This window comes from Burkholderia sp. ABCPW 11 (assembly GCF_001523445.1).
Classification (GTDB): domain Bacteria; phylum Pseudomonadota; class Gammaproteobacteria; order Burkholderiales; family Burkholderiaceae; genus Burkholderia.
In genome coordinates, this window is sequence record NZ_LOVM01000093.1 from 167,688 (window position 1) to 184,768 (window position 17,081).

Sequence of the window (17,081 nt, forward strand, 5' to 3'; positions counted from 1 at the left end):
ACGTGCGCGAGCTCAGAACGTCTCGTCGGCGGACAGGTAGCGCCATTGGCCTTGCGGCAGTGCGCCGAGCATCACGCGGCCCATCCGCACACGCTTCAGGCCGATCACGTCGAGGCCGACCAGTTCGCACATGCGGCGAATCTGGCGCTTCTTGCCTTCGCGCAGCACGAACCGCAACTGCTCGCCGTTCTGCCAGCTCACCAGCGCGGGCTTCAGCGCCACGCCGTCGAGCTCGAGGCCGTGGCGCAGCTTCGCGAGCGATTCCGCGGGGAAGTGCTGGTCGATGTCGATCAGTCGTTCGCCGAAGCGCACGCGCACCAGGTATTCCTTGTCGATGTCCGACTGCTCGCCGATCAGCTGCTTCGCGATCACGCCGTTCTGCGTCAGCACGAGCAGGCCGGTGGAGTCGATGTCGAGACGGCCGGCCGGTGCGAGCGCATGCAGGTGCTGCGGCGAGAACCGCACTGGCGAATGATCGCCGCTCCAGCGGTTCGCGCGCGTGATCAGCACGGCGGCCGGCTCGTAGCCGTCTTCCGCCTGGCCCGACACGTAGCCGACCGGCTTGTGCAGCAGGATCGTCACTTGCGCGGCCTGTGCCGCGCTCGCGCGCTCGTCGATCTCGATCTTCTGGTCGGCGCGCACCTTGGTGCCGAGCGTGTCGATGCGTTCGCCGTCGACGAGCACCCAGCCCTTTTCGATCCATTCGTCGGCTTCGCGGCGCGAGCACATGCCGAGTTCGGACATCCGCTTCGACAGGCGCATCAGGCCCGTTTCGTCGCCGTAGCCGACGTCGGCCGCCGCGCGCTTGACGGGTTGCGCGGTCTTCACCGCGCCGAACGAACGGCGCTCGCCGTCGCGCGCGGGGCGGGTCGGGCGGTCGCCGAAGCTGCGCTTCGCGCCTTCGCCGGCTGTCTTGTCGCGATAGGACGGGCGCTTGCTGTCGTCAGTACCTGCTGTGCGGCGGGGACGCGCATCGTCGTCGCTGCGACGCGGCGGGCGATCGGACGACGTGCGGCGATCGCCATAGCTGCGCTTCGTGCCTTCGCCGGCTGTCTTGTCGCGATAGGACGGGCGCTTGCCTTCGTCGGCACCCGCACGACGCGGCCGTGCATCGTCGTCGCTGCGGCGCGGCGGGCGATCGGACGACGTGCGGCGATCACCGAAGCTGCGCTTCGCGCCTTCGCCGGCTGCGTTGTCGCGGTAGGACGGGCGCTTGCCTTCGTCGGCAGCACGACGCGGGCGCGCATCGTCGTCGCTGCGGCGCGGTGGGCGATCCGACGATGTGCGGCGATCGCCATAGCTGCGCTTCGCGCCTTCGCCGGTCGCGTTGTCGCGATACGGGGCACGCGGGCCGCGTTCGGCACCGCCGTCACGCGGCGCACGCTGGGCCGGTGCGCGATCCGCACCCGCGCGCTCGACGCCTGCGGCGCCGCGCGGCTTGAACGGGCGTTCGCCGGCGGCTGCCGCAGACGCCTTCTTCGGGTGGGCCGGCTTGTCTGCGGCGGGCGGCGCAGCGGGGCGCACCGCCTTGCGGGCGACGAGGCTGCCGGAGCGGACAGGGGCGCGAGTCGGCGACGCCGGCTTCGGATTCTTGACGGTTAATTTGGTGCGCATAAACGCTGGGATTCATTCAGACTGCGATCGCGCGCAGCAATTCGGTTTCGAGCTGGATCTGCAGGCGATTGTCGGACAGGCCGGCGCCCGCGAGCAGGAAGATGTCTTCGACGCGCTCGCCGAGCGTATTGATCCGCGCCGCATGGACGCCGATCCGATGTTCGGCGAGTACGCGCGCGATCGAATAGAGAAGGCCCGGCCGGTCGTTGGCCGACACGGACAGGATGTAGTACTGACCGCGCTCATCGGCCCGCAGGTCGACGCGCGGCGTGATCGGAAACGTCCGGGACAGTCTCGACAGGCGGCCCTTCGACGGCTCCGGCAGCGGTGCGGTTTCGGCGAGCCGCGTCGCGAGCTGCTGTTCGACGAGATTCGCGATGTCGCGGTAGCGCACGTCGCGTTCGGTCTGTGTGACGATGAAGTTGTCGAGCGCATAGCCGTGCCGCGTCGTGCTGACGCGCGCATCGAGCACCGACAGCCCGTTGCGGTCGAAATACGCGCAAATGCCCGCGAACAGGTCGGGGCGGTCCTTCACGTACACGAGCACCTGCAGCGCGTCGCCGATCGGCGACGGCCGCGCGCGGACGATCGCGGTTTCGGCGTTCACATGCCGGTACAGCACGCGCGTCTGCCATGCGATGTCGGCCGCGTCGTGACGCAGGAAGAAACCGACGTCGAGCTGATCCCACAAGGCGCGGTGCGCATCGTCGGGCACGGTTTCCAGGCGCAGCAGCGCGAGTGCCTGCTCCTGCCGCGACTTCAGCTCCGAATGCGCGTCGGGGTTCGCGCCGCCGAGTACCGCGAGCGTGATGCGGTAGAGATCCTCGAGCAGCTTGCCCTTCCACGTGTTCCACACCTTCGGGCTCGTGCCGCGGATATCGGCGACGGTCAGCAGGTAGAGCGCGGTGAGATACCGTTCGTTGCCGACGACCTCGGCGAAGCGCTTGATGACGTCGGGGTCGCTCGTGTCCTGCTTTTGCGCGACCTGGCTCATCGTCAGGTGATGCTGGACGAGCCACACGATCAGCGCGGCATCGTCGCCGGCGATGCCGTGCTCGCGGCAGAAGCGCCGCGCGTCGGCCATGCCGAGCGTCGAGTGATCGCCGCCGCGGCCCTTCGCGATGTCGTGGAACAGCGCCGCGACATACAGCACCCACGGGCGCTCGAAGTTGCCGATCAGCTGGCTGCAGAACGGATATTCGTGCGCGTGCTCGGCCACCGCGAAGCGGCGGATGTTGCGCAGCACCATCAGGATGTGCTGGTCGACCGTGTACACGTGGTACAGGTCGTGCTGCATCTGCCCGACGATGCGGCGGAAATTCAGCAGGTAGCGGCCGAGCACGCTCGTCTGGTTCATCAGTCGGAACGCGTGCGTGATCCCTTCGGGTTGCTGCAGGATCCGCATGAACGTGTCGCGGTTCCGCGGATCGCGGCGCCACGCGTTGTTCATGATTTCGCGCGAGTTGTACAGCGCACGCAGCGTGCGGGCGGACAGGCCCTTCACGCCGCGCGTCGTTTCGTACAGCAGGAACGCTTCGAGGATCGCGTCGGGATGGCGTTCGAACACGCCGTCGTCGACGATCTCGAGCATCCCCTGTTTCTCGACGAAGCGATCGGCCGACAGCACACGCGTGATGCCGCTCGTCGCGGGAAAGAGCTGCGCCTCGATGTTCTGGATCAGGATCGTCGCGAGCTGCGTGACCGCTTTCGCGGACCAGTAATAGCGGCGCATCAGCTGCTCGCTCGCGCGCTTGGCCTGCGTCGGCTGGTAGCCGAAGCTTTCGGCGGCTTGCGTCTGCAGGTCGAACACGAGCATGTCCTGACGGCGCCCGGCGATCACGTGCAGCCGCGCGCGCAGCGTCTTCAGGAAGCCTTCGTTGCGGCGCAGCTCGCGCGCTTCGCGGTCGGTGATGAGGCCGCGCGTGTCGAGCTCGCGCCAGCTGCTGCCGAAGCCGGCCGCGCGCGCGATCCACAGGATGGTCTGCAGGTCGCGCAGCCCGCCGGGGCTTTCCTTCACGTTCGGTTCGAGGCTGTACGGCGTGTCCTGGAACTTCGCGTGGCGCTGACGCATCTCGAGCACCTTCGCGGTGAAGAACGCGCGAGCGTCGAGCGCTTCGTGATAGCGCACGGTGAAGCGCTCGAACAGCGCGGTGCTGCCGACGATGCGGCGCGCTTCCAGCAGCGAGGTCTGCACCGTGACGTCCTGCGACGCCTCCTCGATGCACTGCGCGACCGTCCGTACGCTGCTGCCGATCTCGAGGCCGAGATCCCACGCCATCCCGATGAAGCGCTCGATGCGCGCGTCGAGCGCCGGGTCGTGCGCATCGGGCAGCAGCACGAGGATGTCGACGTCGGAATAGGGTGCGAGCTCGCCGCGCCCGTAGCCGCCGACGGCGACGAGCGCGAGCGTCGCGGGCAGCGCGCATTCGTCCCACACGCGCTTCAATGCGTCGTCCGTGAGTTTCGACAGCGCGTGCATCAGCGACGCGACGTTCGCCGCGCGGCGAAAGCGCTCGAGCATCTCCGTCTTGGCGGCCTTGAATTCGGCGCGCCGCGACAGCGCTTCGGGCGAGGGGGCAGCGTGAGCGCTCATGGGCGGCCGTTCGGGTGCGGGAGTGGGGCGGGCGCGACGGCGCTCAGACGGCGGCGGCCGGTTGCGCGAACACGGGGCGCGCCGGCGTGCCGGCCGACACGGTCAGCACTTCGTAGCCGGTGTCGGTGACGAGCACCGTGTGCTCCCACTGCGCGGACAGGCTGCGGTCGCGCGTCTTGACCGTCCACTGGTCGGGCATCGTGCGGATGTCGCGCTTGCCGGCGTTGATCATCGGCTCGATCGTGAAGATCATCCCGGCCTTCAGCTCGATGCCGGTGCCCGGGCGGCCGTAGTGGACGACCTGCGGATCCTCGTGGAACACCGTGCCGATGCCGTGGCCGCAGTATTCGCGCACGACGCTGTAGCCCTGCGCTTCCGCGTGCTTCTGGATCGCGTAGCCGATGTCGCCGAGGTGCGCGCCGGGCTTGACCTGGTCGATGCCCAGCCACATGCATTCGTAGGTGGTCTGCACGAGGCGCTTCGCGAGGATCGAACCCTCGCCGACGATGAACATCCGGCTGGTGTCGCCGAAATAGCCGTTCTTGATCACGGTGATGTCGATGTTCAGCGCGTCGCCGTTCTTCAGCACCTTCTCGCCCGGAATGCCATGGCAGATCACGTCGTTGACCGAGATGCAGGTAGCTTTCGGGTACGGCGGATAGCCGGGCGGCTGATAATTCAGCGGCGCGGGGATCGTGCCCTGTTCATTGAGCATGAATTCGTGACAGAGCCGGTCGAGCTCGGCGGTCGTGATGCCCGCGACGACGTGCGGCGTGATGAAGTCGAGCACTTCGCTCGCGAGACGGCAGGCAACGCGCATCTCCGCGATATCGTGTTCGTTTTTGAGCGTAATAGCCATCGAGGTATGCCTGGAATGCGGTGAATTGACGGATTATCGCACCTTATGGCGGGCCTCGCAGCCCCTGCCGGCCGCGCGGATGCGGGTTTTCGCGGATTGTCCGGCCCGCTGCCGCGCGGCAAGCGAAAGTGCCGCGCGACTTGAGAGCCGACAAATCCGCGTGCTATACTCTTTGGCTAAGTCGATATCCAAATGCCGAACTTTCCCCATTCTGGGGCGGCATCGCGGTGAAAGACTTGCGGCACGGGCATTTTGCACGTGCCGAATCGCAAGCCGGCGCAACCAGGGTGCCGGCCGCGCGAAGTCCGCGCCCTTCGGGCGGGTTCGCGCGGCGGTACGGCAGCCGGCTTAAGACCCAACCCTCGTGGAGAATTTACATGGCAGTTACGATGCGCCAAATGCTGGAAGCGGGTGTCCACTTCGGTCACCAGACGCGCTTCTGGAACCCGAAGATGGCTCCGTTCATTTTCGGTCACCGCAACAAGATTCACATCATCAACCTCGAAAAGACGCTGCCGATGTTCACGGACGCACAGAAGTACGTGCGCCAGCTGGCAGCGAACCGCGGCACGATCCTGTTCGTCGGCACGAAGCGCCAGTCGCGTGACACGATCGCCCAGGAAGCGCAACGTGCGGGCATGCCGTACGTCAACGCACGCTGGCTCGGCGGCATGATGACCAACTTCAAGACGCTGAAGGTGTCGATCAAGCGCCTGAAGGACATGGAAGCGGCCGTCGAAGCGGGCGAAACCGAGAAGATGAGCAAGAAGGAAGCGCTGCTGTTCGAGCGTGAAATCGCCAAGCTGCAGAAGTCGATTGGCGGCGTGAAGGACATGGGCGGCATTCCGGACGCGATCTTCGTCATCGACGTCGGCTACCACAAGATCGCCGTCACGGAAGCGAACAAGCTGGGCGTGCCGGTCATCGCCGTGGTCGACACGAACCACTCGCCGGAAGGTGTGGACTACGTGATCCCGGGTAACGACGACTCGAGCAAGGCAGTCGCGCTGTACGCTCAAGGCGTGGCCGATGCGATCCTGGAAGGCCGTGCGAATGCGGTCAACGAAGTGGTCCAGGCAGCGCGCGGCGACGACGAGTACGTCGAGGAAAACGCGTAACTGGCCCCGAGCCGGCGCAAAAAGGGGGCTCTCAACAGGCCCCCTTTTTTTAAGCTTGTGCGCCGGACCTGATCGCGCCGAATCGGCGCGGGTCCGGAAACGAATCCCGGCCGTTCGCGTCCAAGCGGGCGGCGTTGTGAATACAGACTCAAGGAGCGAATGATGGCGGCAATTACCGCAAGCATGGTGGCAGAACTGCGCGCAAAGACCGACGCACCGATGATGGAGTGCAAGAAGGCGCTGACGGAAGCCGACGGCGATCTGGCCAAGGCTGAAGAGCTGCTGCGCGTCAAGCTCGGCAACAAGGCGAGCAAGGCCGCATCGCGCGTGACGGCCGAAGGCGTCGTCGCATCGTTCGTCGGCGGCAACGCGGGCGCGCTGGTCGAACTGAACTGCGAAACCGACTTCGTCGCGAAGAACGACGACTTCCTCGCATTCTCGAAGACGGTCGCGGAACTCGTCGCGACGAAGAACCCGGCCGACGTGGCAGCACTGTCGGCGCTGCCGCTCGACGGCAAGACGGTCGACGAAGTGCGTCTGGCGCTGGTCGGCAAGATTGGCGAGAACATCTCGATCCGCCGTTTCGTCCGTTTCGAAACCGCGAACAAGATCGCCACGTACCTGCACGGCGCGCGTATCGGCGTGATCGTCGAGTACACGGGCGCGGAAGAGCAGGTCGGCAAGGACGTCGCGATGCACATCGCCGCGATGAAGCCGGTCGCGCTGTCGTCGGCCGACGTGCCGGCGGAACTGATCGAGACGGAGCGCCGCGTGGCCGAGCAGAAGGCTGCCGAATCGGGCAAGCCGGCCGAAATCGTCGCGAAGATGGTCGATGGCAGCGTCCAGAAGTACCTGAAGGAAGTGTCGCTGCTGAACCAGACGTTCGTGAAGAACGACAAGCAGACGATCGAGCAGATGCTGAAGGCCGCGAATGCCGCAGTGCAGAAGTTCGCGCTGTTCGTCGTCGGCGAAGGCATCGAGAAGCGCCAGGACGACTTCGCCGCCGAAGTGGCCGCGCAAGTCGCAGCAGCAAAGCAGCAGTAAGCAGTCAGGCAGTATCCGCGGCGGGCGTCCGCTCCGCCGCGGCCGGCGGCGCCGCCGGCCGGCCGGGAACCCCGGTCCGGTCGTCGGCGCTTGCCCGAATCAGTATTTCGCCCCTACAGTTCGTGGTTGTCATCCTCTCGTCGCTCGGAAGCCCCTATGTCCAATGCCTATAAACGCGTCCTCCTCAAACTCTCCGGCGAAGCGCTGATGGGCGACGATGCCTTCGGCATCAATCGCGCGACGATCGAACGGATGGTGGCCGATATCGCGGAAGTCGTGCGTCTCGGTACGCAGCTCGCGGTCGTGATCGGTGGCGGTAATATTTTCCGCGGCGTCGCAGGCGGCGCGGCCGGCATGGACCGCGCGACGGCCGACTACATGGGGATGCTCGCGACGATGATGAACGCGCTGGCGCTGCAGGACGCGATGCGCCACGCCGGCATCGAGGCGCGCGTACAGTCCGCGCTGCGCATGGACCAGGTCGTCGAGCCGTACATCCGGCCCCGCGCGATCCGTCAGCTCGAGGAAGGCCGCGTCGTGATCTTCGCGGCCGGCACCGGCAACCCGTTCTTCACGACCGATACCGCCGCCGCGCTGCGCGGCTCGGAAGTGGGTGCCGAAGTCGTGCTGAAGGCGACCAAGGTCGATGGCGTATATTCTGCCGATCCGAAGAAGGACCCGTCGGCCACGCGCTATACGACGATCAGCTTCGACGAGGCGATCAGCCGCAACCTGCAGGTGATGGACGCGACGGCGTTTGCGCTGTGCCGCGACCAGAAGCTGCCGATTCGCGTGTTTTCGATCAACAAGCCGGGCGCACTCAAGCGCATCGTGCTGGGCGAGGACGAAGGTACGCTCGTCCACGTGTAAACTCCCGCGGATGCGGGCGATCGGCGCGGGTTGCCGGCCGCGGCGCGACACGCGCCGGGCGGGGCTCGCGTTCTTTTGAAGGTTTGAAGGTTCGGAGGTTGAAATGAGTGTCGCTGATGTCAAGAAGGGCGTCGAGCAAAAGATGCAGCGCTCGATCGAAGCGTTCAAGAACGATCTGGCCAAGATCCGTACGGGCCGTGCACACACCGGCCTGCTCGATCACGTGCAGGTCGACTACTACGGCTCGATGGTGCCGATCTCGCAGGTCGCGAACCTGACGCTCGTCGATGCACGCACGATCGGCGTGCAGCCGTGGGAAAAGAACATGGTCGCGAAGGTCGAGAAGGCCATCCGCGAAGCCGATCTGGGCCTGAATCCGGCGACGGCCGGCGACCTGATCCGCGTGCCGATGCCCGCGCTGACGGAAGAGCGCCGCCGCGAGCTGACCAAGGTCGTGAAGAGCGAAGGCGAAACGGCCAAGGTCGCGATCCGCAACCTGCGCCGCGACGCGAACGAAGCGCTGAAGAAGCTCGTGAAGGACAAGGAAATCTCGGAAGACGACGAGCGCCGCGCGAGCGACGACGTGCAGAAGCTGACCGACAAGCACGTTGCCGAGGTCGACAAGCTCGTGCAGACCAAGGAAGCCGAGATCATGACGGTCTGACGACCGTCCTCGCGCGCCGCCTTCTTCCCGCCTTACTGTCTCAACGGCCATGACCTATACCAGCTCTACCGTTCGCGTGCCTGACGTCGGTGTCGTGCCGCGTCACATCGCGATCATCATGGACGGCAACGGCCGTTGGGCGACCGAACGCCGCTTGCCGCGCGTCGCGGGGCATACCCGCGGCGTCGATGCCGTGCGGGCGGTGGTCGAAGGCTGCGCGCGCGCCGGCGTCGAATACCTGACGCTGTTCGCGTTCAGTTCGGAAAACTGGCGCCGGCCGAACGACGAAGTGTCGTTCCTGATGCGGCTGTTCATCACCGCGCTCGAGCGCGAAGTGGGCAAGCTGCATGCGAACGGCATCCGCCTGCGGGTCGTCGGCGATCTCGAGCGTTTCGAGCCGCGCATCCGCGAACTGATTCGCCGCGCCGAAACCAAGACGGCGCGCAATACCCGTCTGACGCTCACCATCGCGGCCAACTACGGCGGCCGGTGGGACATCCTGCAGGCGACGAAGAAACTCGTCGAGCAGGCCGTGCGCGAAGGTCGCGAGGTCGAAGTGACCGAGGACGCATTCGCGCCGCACCTGGCAATGGCTTACGCGCCGGAGCCCGATCTCTTCATCCGCACCGGCGGCGAGCAGCGCGTCAGCAACTTCCTGCTGTGGCAGCTCGCGTACGCCGAATTCTATTTCACCGACAAGTACTGGCCGGATTTCGACGGCGCGGCACTGGCCGACGCGATGGCGTCGTATACCGAGCGCGAGCGCCGTTTCGGGCGCACGAGTGCGCAGCTCGAACCGCAATCGCAGAACGCCGACTCCCTTTCATGCTGAAAACCCGTGTGATCACGGCGATCGTGATGCTGGCGGTGCTGCTGCCGGTGACGCTGTTCGCGCCGCTCGACGGGTTCGGCGCGCTGATCGGCGTCGTGCTCGTGTTCGCCGCGTGGGAGTGGGCGCGCCTGCTGAAACTCGGCGGCGCCGGCCCCGTCGTCTACGCCGTCGTCGCGGCGCTCGCGCTCGCGGCCACCGCGCCGCTCGGCGTCGATGCGGCTTCGTCCCGTCCCCTTTTCATGGCGGCCGGCGTGTTCTGGCTGCTGGTCGGCCCGTTCGCGCTGCGACGCAAGCCCGAACTCGCGGGCGGCGTCTGGCGGCCGTTCCTGCTCGCCGCCGGCCTCGTCGTATTCGCCGCCTGCTGGCACGCGCTCGTCGCAGCTCGCGCGCAGGGCGTGCCGTTCGTGCTGTCGCTGCTTCTGGTCGTCTGGCTGGCCGATATCGGCGCATACTTCGCAGGCAAGGCCTTCGGAAAGCGTAAACTGGCCGTCACGATCAGCCCCGGCAAGAGCTGGGAAGGTGCGATCGGCGGCTGGTTCGCGGTCATGGCCGTCGCCGGTGTCGCGATGGCCGTGCACGCATTCGAGCCGACCCTGTTTTCTGCATTCGCCGCGCGCTACGGAATGCCCGGCGCGTGGGCCGCGCTGACGCTGCTGGTCGCGTACAGCGTGATCGGCGACCTGTTCGAGTCGCTGCTGAAGCGGCAGGCGGGCGTGAAGGATTCGAGCGGACTGCTGCCGGGCCACGGCGGCGTGCTCGATCGTGTCGACGCGCTGCTGCCGGTGCTGCCGCTCGCGATGCTGCTGCTTGGTTAAACCATTATTTCTGTTATGCAAAAACGTCTGACATTGCTCGGTTCCACGGGCTCGATCGGAGACAGCACGCTCGATGTGGTCGCGCGCCATCCCGAGCGCTTCTCGGTCTACGCGCTGACCGCGCACCGCAACGGCGACAAGCTCGTCGAGCAGTGTCTGCGCTTCGCGCCTGAAGTGGCGGTGGTCGGCGATGCCGCGACGGCCGCGCACGTCGACGCGAAATTGCGCGCGGCGGGCAGCAAGACGATCGTGCTGCACGGGCCGCAGGCGCTCGTCGACGTGTCGAAGAGCGACGGCTGCGACACGGTGGTCGCGGCGATCGTCGGCGCGGCCGGCCTCGCGCCGAGCCTGGCGGCCGCACGCGCCGGCAAGCGGATCCTGCTCGCGAACAAGGAAGCGCTCGTGATGTCGGGCGCGATCTTCATGGACGCCGTGCGCGACCATGGCGCGATCCTGCTGCCGGTCGACAGCGAACACAACGCGATCTTCCAGTGCATGCCGCGCGACGCGGCCGAACACGGCGGGATCTCGAAGATCATCCTGACCGCGTCGGGCGGCCCGTTCCGCACGCGCGAGCCGGCCACGCTCGTCGACGTGACGCCGGACGAGGCGTGCAAGCACCCGAACTGGGTGATGGGCCGCAAGATCTCGGTCGATTCCGCGACGATGATGAACAAGGGCCTCGAGGTGATCGAGGCGCACTGGATCTTCGGGCTGCCGGGCGACCGGATCGACGTGCTGATCCATCCGCAGAGCGTGATCCATTCGCTCGTGTCGTACCGCGACGGCTCGGTGCTCGCGCAGCTCGGCAACCCCGACATGCGCACGCCGATCGCACACGCACTCGCATTCCCCGAGCGCGTCGACGCGGGCGTCGACCAGCTCGACCTCGCGCAGATCGCCCAGCTGTCGTTCGAGAAGCCCGATTACGCGCGCTTCCCGTGTCTCGCGCTCGCGCTGAAGGCACTCGAGGAAGGCGGTATCGCGAGCGCCGCATTGAACGCGGCGAACGAAGTGGCGGTCGAAGCATTTCTCGAGCGCCGGATCGGCTTCATGGCGATCGCGGCGACGGTCGACGCGGTGCTCAACACGCTGCCGAACCGCGCGCCCGACGGGCTTGACGACGTCCTCGCGGCGGATGCCGAGGCTCGCCGCCTCGCGGCCGCGATCATTGCAAAAGCGCCTGCGCCACGCGTGGAGCGTACGGTCTGAATGGGGTGCTCATGAACGTGCTGGTCGAACTGGTCGCGTTTGCGGTGGCGATCGGGGTGCTGGTCGTCGTGCATGAGTACGGACATTATCGCGTCGCGCGCTGGTGCGGCGTGAAGGTGCTGCGTTTCTCGATCGGCTTCGGCCAGCCCGTCGCGCGCTGGGTCAGCCGCAGGACGGGCACCGAGTGGACGCTGTCCGCGCTGCCGCTCGGCGGCTACGTGAAGATGCTCGACGAGCGCGATCCGGGCCCCGGCATTCCGCCCGAGGAGCTCGGGCAGGCATTCAATCGCCAGTCGGTCTACAAGCGCATCGCGATCGTCGCGGCCGGGCCGATTGCGAACTTCCTGCTGGCAATTGCGCTGTTCTCCGCCGTATTCGCCACCGGCGTGACCGAGCCGGCCGCGATCGTCGCGCCGCCGGCCGCCGGTACGGCGGCGGCCCGCGCGGGCTTCGACGGCAGCGAGACGGTCGTGTCGATCCGCAACGCGCAGGGCGGCGAGTCCGAACCGGTGCGATCGTGGTCGGACCTGCGCTGGAAGCTGCTGTCGGCCGCGTTCGACCATCGCGAGGTCGTGCTCGGCGCGCGCGACGGCAATGCGACGTTCGATTTCCGCGTCGACCTGCGCAACGTGCCCGACAGCCAGCTCGACGACGACTTCATGGCTCATCTGGGCTTCGAGGCCGGCGGCGGCACGTTGTCGGTCGCGTCGGTGCAGCCGGGCAGCGCGGCGGAGCAGGCCGGCCTGAAGGTCGGCGACAAGCTGGTCGCGCTCGACGGCAAGCCGCTCGGCGGCGCGGCGCGCTTCATCGATACGGTGAAGCACCACGCGGGCCAGCCGCTCGACCTGCAGATCGAACGCAACGGCGCCGCGCAGACGGTGTCGATCGTGCCGCAGATGCAGCGCGACGACGAATCCGGGCAGCAGGTCGGCCGGATCGGCGCGGCGCTGTCGATGCACGCGCCGTCGGTGGACGTGCGCTACGGGCCGATCGAGAGCCTGCGGCTCGGCGCGCATCGCACGTGGGACATTTCCGTGTATTCGCTGAAGATGTTCGGGCGGATGATCACGGGCAACGCGTCGCTGAAGAACCTGTCCGGCCCGGTGACGATCGCCGACTACGCAGGCAAGAGCGCGCGGCTCGGCCCGTCGGCGTTCCTGTCGTTCCTCGCCCTTGTCAGCATTAGCCTTGGCGTCCTGAACTTGTTGCCGATTCCCGTTTTGGACGGGGGGCATCTGTTATATTATGCGGTTGAAGCCGCGACCGGGAAAGCCGTCTCGGAGCGTTGGCAGCTGATTCTGCAAAGAGCCGGGTTGATCTGCATCGTCGCATTGTCGGCGATCGCGCTGTTCAACGATTTGGCTCGGTTAATCCATTTCTGAAGCGTCAGGCGGCGGCCGCTGGTCAGCCGCCCGATTTGATGCAGCTAAATATTGGGGATGCATGTTGTTCAAACCTCATCGCTTTGTACCTAAGACAGTTGCAGCGGCCGCGCTCGCCGCGCACGGCCTCGCGGCGCATGCAGCGGCACCGTTCGTGGTGCAAGACATCAAGATCGAGGGGCTGCAGCGCGTCGAAGCGGGTTCGGTGTTCGCCTATCTGCCGATCAAGCAGGGCGATACCTTCACGGACGACAAGGCATCCGAAGCAATCCGCGCGTTGTACGCGACGGGCTTTTTCAACGACGTTCGCATCGCCACGCAGGGCAACGTCGTGATCGTGCAGGTGCAGGAGCGTCCGGCCATCGCGTCGATCGACTTCACCGGCACGAAGGAATTCGACAAGGACAACCTGACGAAGGCGCTGCGCGCGGTCGGCCTCGCCGATGGCCGCTACTACGACAAGGCGCTCGTCGACAAGGCGGAGCAGGAGCTCAAGCGCCAGTACCTGACGCGCGGCTTCTATGCGGCCGAGGTCAAGACGACGATCACGCCGGTCGACGCGAACCGCGTGTCGATCCTGTTCGCGGTCGCCGAAGGCCCGAGCGCCAAGATCCGCCAGATCAACTTCATCGGCAACAAGGCGTTCAGCACCAGCACGCTGCGCGACGAGATGCAGCTGTCGACGCCGAACTGGTTCTCCTGGTACACGAAGAACGACCTGTACTCGAAGGAAAAGCTCACGGGCGACCTCGAGGCCGTGCGCTCGTACTACCTGAACCGCGGCTACCTCGAGTTCAACATCGAGTCGACCCAGGTGTCGATCTCGCCGGACAAGAAGGACATGTACCTGACGGTCACGCTGCACGAAGGCGAGCCGTACACGGTGTCGGGCATCAAGCTGTCGGGCAACCTGCTCGATCGCGAAGCCGAGCTCAACAAGCTGATCAAGATCAAGCCGGGCGACCGCTTCTCCGCCGAAAAGCTGCAGCAGACCACCAAGTCGATCGTCGACAAGCTCGGCGAATACGGCTACGCATTCGCGACCGTCAATGCGCAGCCGGACATCGACCAGGCGAACCACAAGGTGAACCTGAACCTCGTCGTCGACCCGAGCCGCCGCGTGTACGTGCGCCGCATCAACGTGGTCGGCAACACGCGCACGCGCGACGAAGTGGTGCGCCGCGAAATGCGCCAGCTCGAAAGCTCGTGGTTCGACTCGAACCGCCTCGCGCTGTCGAAGGACCGCGTGAACCGCCTCGGCTACTTCACCAACGTCGACGTGACGACGGTGCCGGTGGAAGGCACGAACGACCAGGTCGACGTGAACGTGAAGGTCGACGAAAAGCCGACCGGCGCGATCACGCTGGGCGCCGGCTTCTCGTCGACGGACAAGGTCGTGCTGTCGGCCGGCGTGTCGCAGGACAACGTGTTCGGTTCGGGCACGAGCCTGTCGGTAAACGTCAACACCGCGAAGAGCTACCGTACGCTGACCGTCACGCAGGTCGACCCGTACTTCACGGTCGACGGCATCAAGCGGATCACGGACGTCTTCTACCGCACGTACCAGCCGCTCTACTATTCGACGAGCTCGAGCTTCCGGATCATCAGCGCGGGCGGCAACCTGAAGTTCGGCATTCCGTTCTCGGAAGTCGACACCGTGTACTTCGGCGCGGGCTTCGAGCAGAACCGCCTCGACGTCGATTCGAACACGCCGCAGAGCTACCAGGATTACGTGAACGAGTTCGGCCGCGTGTCGAACACGGTGCCGCTGACGGTGGCATGGTCGCGCGATGCGCGCGACAGCGCGCTGATTCCGAGCCGCGGCTACTTCACGCAGGCGAACATGGAGTACGGCGTGCCGGTCGGCAAGATCCAGTACTACAAGGCCGACCTGCAGGCGCAATACTACTATTCGTTCTCGCGCGGCTTCATCCTGGGCCTGAACCTGCAGGGCGGTTACGGTAACGGTATCGGCAACCCGTACCCGATCTTCAAGAACTACTACGCGGGCGGTATCGGCTCCGTGCGCGGCTACGAGCCGAGCTCGCTGGGCCCGCGCGACACGAAGACGAACGACCCGATCGGCGGTTCGAAGATGCTGGTCGGCAACATCGAGCTGACGTTCCCGCTGCCGGGTACGGGTTACGACCGCACGCTGCGCGTGTTCACGTTCCTCGACGGCGGTAACGTGTGGGGCAATGCGCCGGGCGGCACGAGTACGGGCGCGAACGGCCTGCGCTACGGCTACGGTGTGGGTCTCGCGTGGATCTCGCCGATCGGCCCGCTGAAGCTGAGCCTCGGCTTCCCGCTGCAGAAGCATGAAGGCGACCAGTACCAGAAATTCCAGTTCCAGATCGGGACGGCGTTCTGATCGAACGCATGACAACAGCAACGAGAGGGTAATTTTGCTAACCGGTAAGTTTTCGAAACGAGTGATGTGCGCGCTGACCGTTGCGCTGGCCCTGGGCGCGGCGACGGTGCACGCACAGGACGTCGCCCGCATCGCGGCGGTCAATTCGGATCGGATCCTGCGCGAGTCGGCGCCCGCAAAGGCGGCGCAGACGAAGCTCGAAGCCGAGTTCGCGAAGCGTGACAAGGATCTGCAGGATCTGGCGGCACGTCTGAAGTCGATGTCCGATTCGCTCGACAAGAACGGCACGTCGCTGTCGGCGGCCGATCGCGCGCAGAAGCAGCGCGATCTCGCGCAGCTCGACACCGACTTCCAGCGCAAGCAGCGCGAGTTCCGCGAAGACCTGAACCAGCGTCGCAACGAAGAGCTGGCTGCCGTGCTGGAAAAGGCGAACAAGGTCATCAAGCAGATCGCCGAGCAGCAGAATTACGACCTGATCGTGCAGGAAGCCGTGTACGTCAGCCCGCGCATCGACATCACCGACAAGGTGCTCAAGGCGCTCGCGTCCGGCTCGGCGAACTGAACGGAGCAGACGACGAATGGCATTGACGCTCGAGGAACTCGTAAAGCGGTTCGGCGGCGAGATCGCCGGCGACGCACAGTGCACGGTCGGCGGCCTCGCGCCGCTCGATCAGGCAGGCCCTCAGCAACTCGCGTTTCTCGCGAACCCGAAGTACCTGTCGCAGGTCGAGACGACCCGCGCCGGCGCGGTGCTGATCGCGCCGAAGGATCTGGAGAAGCTGGGCGCGGCCGCCGCCGGCCCCCGCAACTTCATCGTGACGCCGAATCCGTACGCGTACTTCGCGCGCGTCGCGCAGATGTTCATCGATCTCGCCACGCCGCCGCGTGCGGCCGGCGTGCATCCGAGCGCGACGATCGATCCGGCCGCGCAGGTCGCCGCGACCGCGGTGATCGGCCCGCACGTGACGGTCGAGGCCGGCGCGGTGATCGAAGACGGCGTGCAACTCGACGCGAACGTGTTCATTGGCCGCGGCACGACGATCGGCGCCGGCTCGCATGTCTATCCGAACGCATCGGTGTACCACGGCTGCAAGATCGGCCCGCGCGCGATCATCCATGCGGGCGCCGTGATCGGCTCGGACGGCTTCGGCTTCGCGCCGGATTTCGTCGGCGACGGCGATGCGCGCACCGGCAGCTGGGTCAAGATCCCGCAGGTTGGCGGCGTGACGATCGGCCCGGACGTCGAAATCGGCGCGAACACGACGATCGACCGCGGTGCGATGGCGGATACCGTCATCGAGGAATGCGTGAAGATCGACAACCAGGTGCAGATCGGCCACAACTGCCGGATCGGCGCGTACACGGTGATCGCCGGCAGCGCCGGCATCGCGGGCAGCACGACGATCGGCCGCCACTGCATGATCGGCGGCGCGGCGGGGATCGCCGGCCACGTGACGCTCGGCGACTATGTCATCATCACCGCGAAGTCGGGCGTATCGAAATCGCTGCCGAAGGCCGGCATCTATACCAGCGCGTTCCCGGCCGTCGACCACGGCGAATGGAACAAGAGCGCCGCGCTCGTGCGCAACCTCGACAAGCTGCGCGAGCGCGTCAAGGCGCTCGAAGCCGCGCTCGCCGCCCAGGGCGGCGCCCACGCCTGAGCCCATCATGCGAGACCACGAACCGGGCACGGCCAGCGCAACCGGC

Annotated in this window: 14 protein-coding genes; 11 read left to right on the forward strand and 3 right to left on the reverse strand. The window is 66.4% G+C overall.

Annotated elements, in window-relative coordinates; genetic code table 11:
- Positions 1-12 precede the first annotated feature (12 nt).
- The 3 genes from WS61_RS34480 to map are packed head-to-tail and all read right to left on the reverse strand — an operon-like array spanning position 13 to position 5,066.
- On the reverse strand, positions 13-1,614 hold the full coding sequence (locus WS61_RS34480; RefSeq protein WP_095211860.1) for a pseudouridine synthase: 1,602 nt from the start codon (positions 1,612-1,614) through the stop codon (positions 13-15).
- A gap of 16 nt (positions 1,615-1,630) precedes the next feature.
- Entirely contained in the window at positions 1,631-4,207 is a 2,577-nt protein-coding gene (locus WS61_RS29760; RefSeq protein WP_059505898.1) for a [protein-PII] uridylyltransferase, read from the reverse strand.
- 43 nt (positions 4,208-4,250) lie between these two features.
- Complete coding sequence (gene map / locus WS61_RS29765) at positions 4,251-5,066, reverse strand: type I methionyl aminopeptidase (RefSeq protein ID WP_059505900.1); 816 nt, start codon at positions 5,064-5,066, stop codon at positions 4,251-4,253.
- A gap of 377 nt (positions 5,067-5,443) precedes the next feature.
- Here map and rpsB point away from each other — a divergent pair, with 377 nt between their 5' ends.
- The 11 genes from rpsB to lpxD all read left to right on the forward strand — a co-directional run bounded on the left by rpsB (position 5,444) and on the right by lpxD (position 17,035).
- A complete protein-coding gene (rpsB, locus tag WS61_RS29770; RefSeq protein WP_034207665.1) occupies positions 5,444-6,184 on the forward strand; it encodes a 30S ribosomal protein S2 in 741 nt (246 codons plus the stop codon).
- A gap of 162 nt (positions 6,185-6,346) precedes the next feature.
- The gene (gene tsf / locus WS61_RS29775) at positions 6,347-7,228 is read left to right on the forward strand and encodes a translation elongation factor Ts (protein WP_034207664.1); all 882 of its coding nucleotides are present in this window, start codon (positions 6,347-6,349) and stop codon (positions 7,226-7,228) included.
- Between the two features lie 156 nt (positions 7,229-7,384).
- Complete coding sequence (gene pyrH / locus WS61_RS29780; protein WP_006402648.1) at positions 7,385-8,098, forward strand: UMP kinase; 714 nt, start codon at positions 7,385-7,387, stop codon at positions 8,096-8,098.
- Between the two features lie 103 nt (positions 8,099-8,201).
- Complete coding sequence (gene frr / locus WS61_RS29785) at positions 8,202-8,762, forward strand: ribosome recycling factor (RefSeq protein ID WP_006483822.1); 561 nt, start codon at positions 8,202-8,204, stop codon at positions 8,760-8,762.
- A gap of 49 nt (positions 8,763-8,811) precedes the next feature.
- On the forward strand, positions 8,812-9,594 hold the full coding sequence (gene uppS / locus WS61_RS29790) for a polyprenyl diphosphate synthase (protein WP_034207662.1): 783 nt from the start codon (positions 8,812-8,814) through the stop codon (positions 9,592-9,594).
- Positions 9,588-10,409 (forward strand): phosphatidate cytidylyltransferase, encoded by an 822-nt coding sequence (locus WS61_RS29795; RefSeq protein ID WP_059505902.1) that lies wholly within the window; start codon positions 9,588-9,590, stop codon positions 10,407-10,409. Before uppS ends, WS61_RS29795 begins: the two co-directional genes overlap by 7 nt.
- A 15-nt stretch (positions 10,410-10,424) precedes the next feature.
- Entirely contained in the window at positions 10,425-11,621 is a 1,197-nt protein-coding gene (locus WS61_RS29800; RefSeq protein WP_059505904.1) for a 1-deoxy-D-xylulose-5-phosphate reductoisomerase, read from the forward strand.
- Positions 11,622-11,632: 11 nt separating this feature from the next.
- Entirely contained in the window at positions 11,633-13,003 is a 1,371-nt protein-coding gene (gene rseP / locus WS61_RS29805; RefSeq protein ID WP_059505906.1) for an RIP metalloprotease RseP, read from the forward strand.
- 61 nt (positions 13,004-13,064) lie between these two features.
- On the forward strand, positions 13,065-15,374 hold the full coding sequence (gene bamA / locus WS61_RS29810; RefSeq protein WP_006478499.1) for an outer membrane protein assembly factor BamA: 2,310 nt from the start codon (positions 13,065-13,067) through the stop codon (positions 15,372-15,374).
- A 64-nt stretch (positions 15,375-15,438) separates the two neighbouring features.
- Complete coding sequence (locus WS61_RS29815) at positions 15,439-15,936, forward strand: OmpH family outer membrane protein (protein WP_034207658.1); 498 nt, start codon at positions 15,439-15,441, stop codon at positions 15,934-15,936.
- Positions 15,937-15,952: 16 nt separating this feature from the next.
- The gene (gene lpxD / locus WS61_RS29820) at positions 15,953-17,035 is read left to right on the forward strand and encodes a UDP-3-O-(3-hydroxymyristoyl)glucosamine N-acyltransferase (RefSeq protein ID WP_059505908.1); all 1,083 of its coding nucleotides are present in this window, start codon (positions 15,953-15,955) and stop codon (positions 17,033-17,035) included.
- The last annotated feature ends 46 nt before the right edge of the window (positions 17,036-17,081 follow it).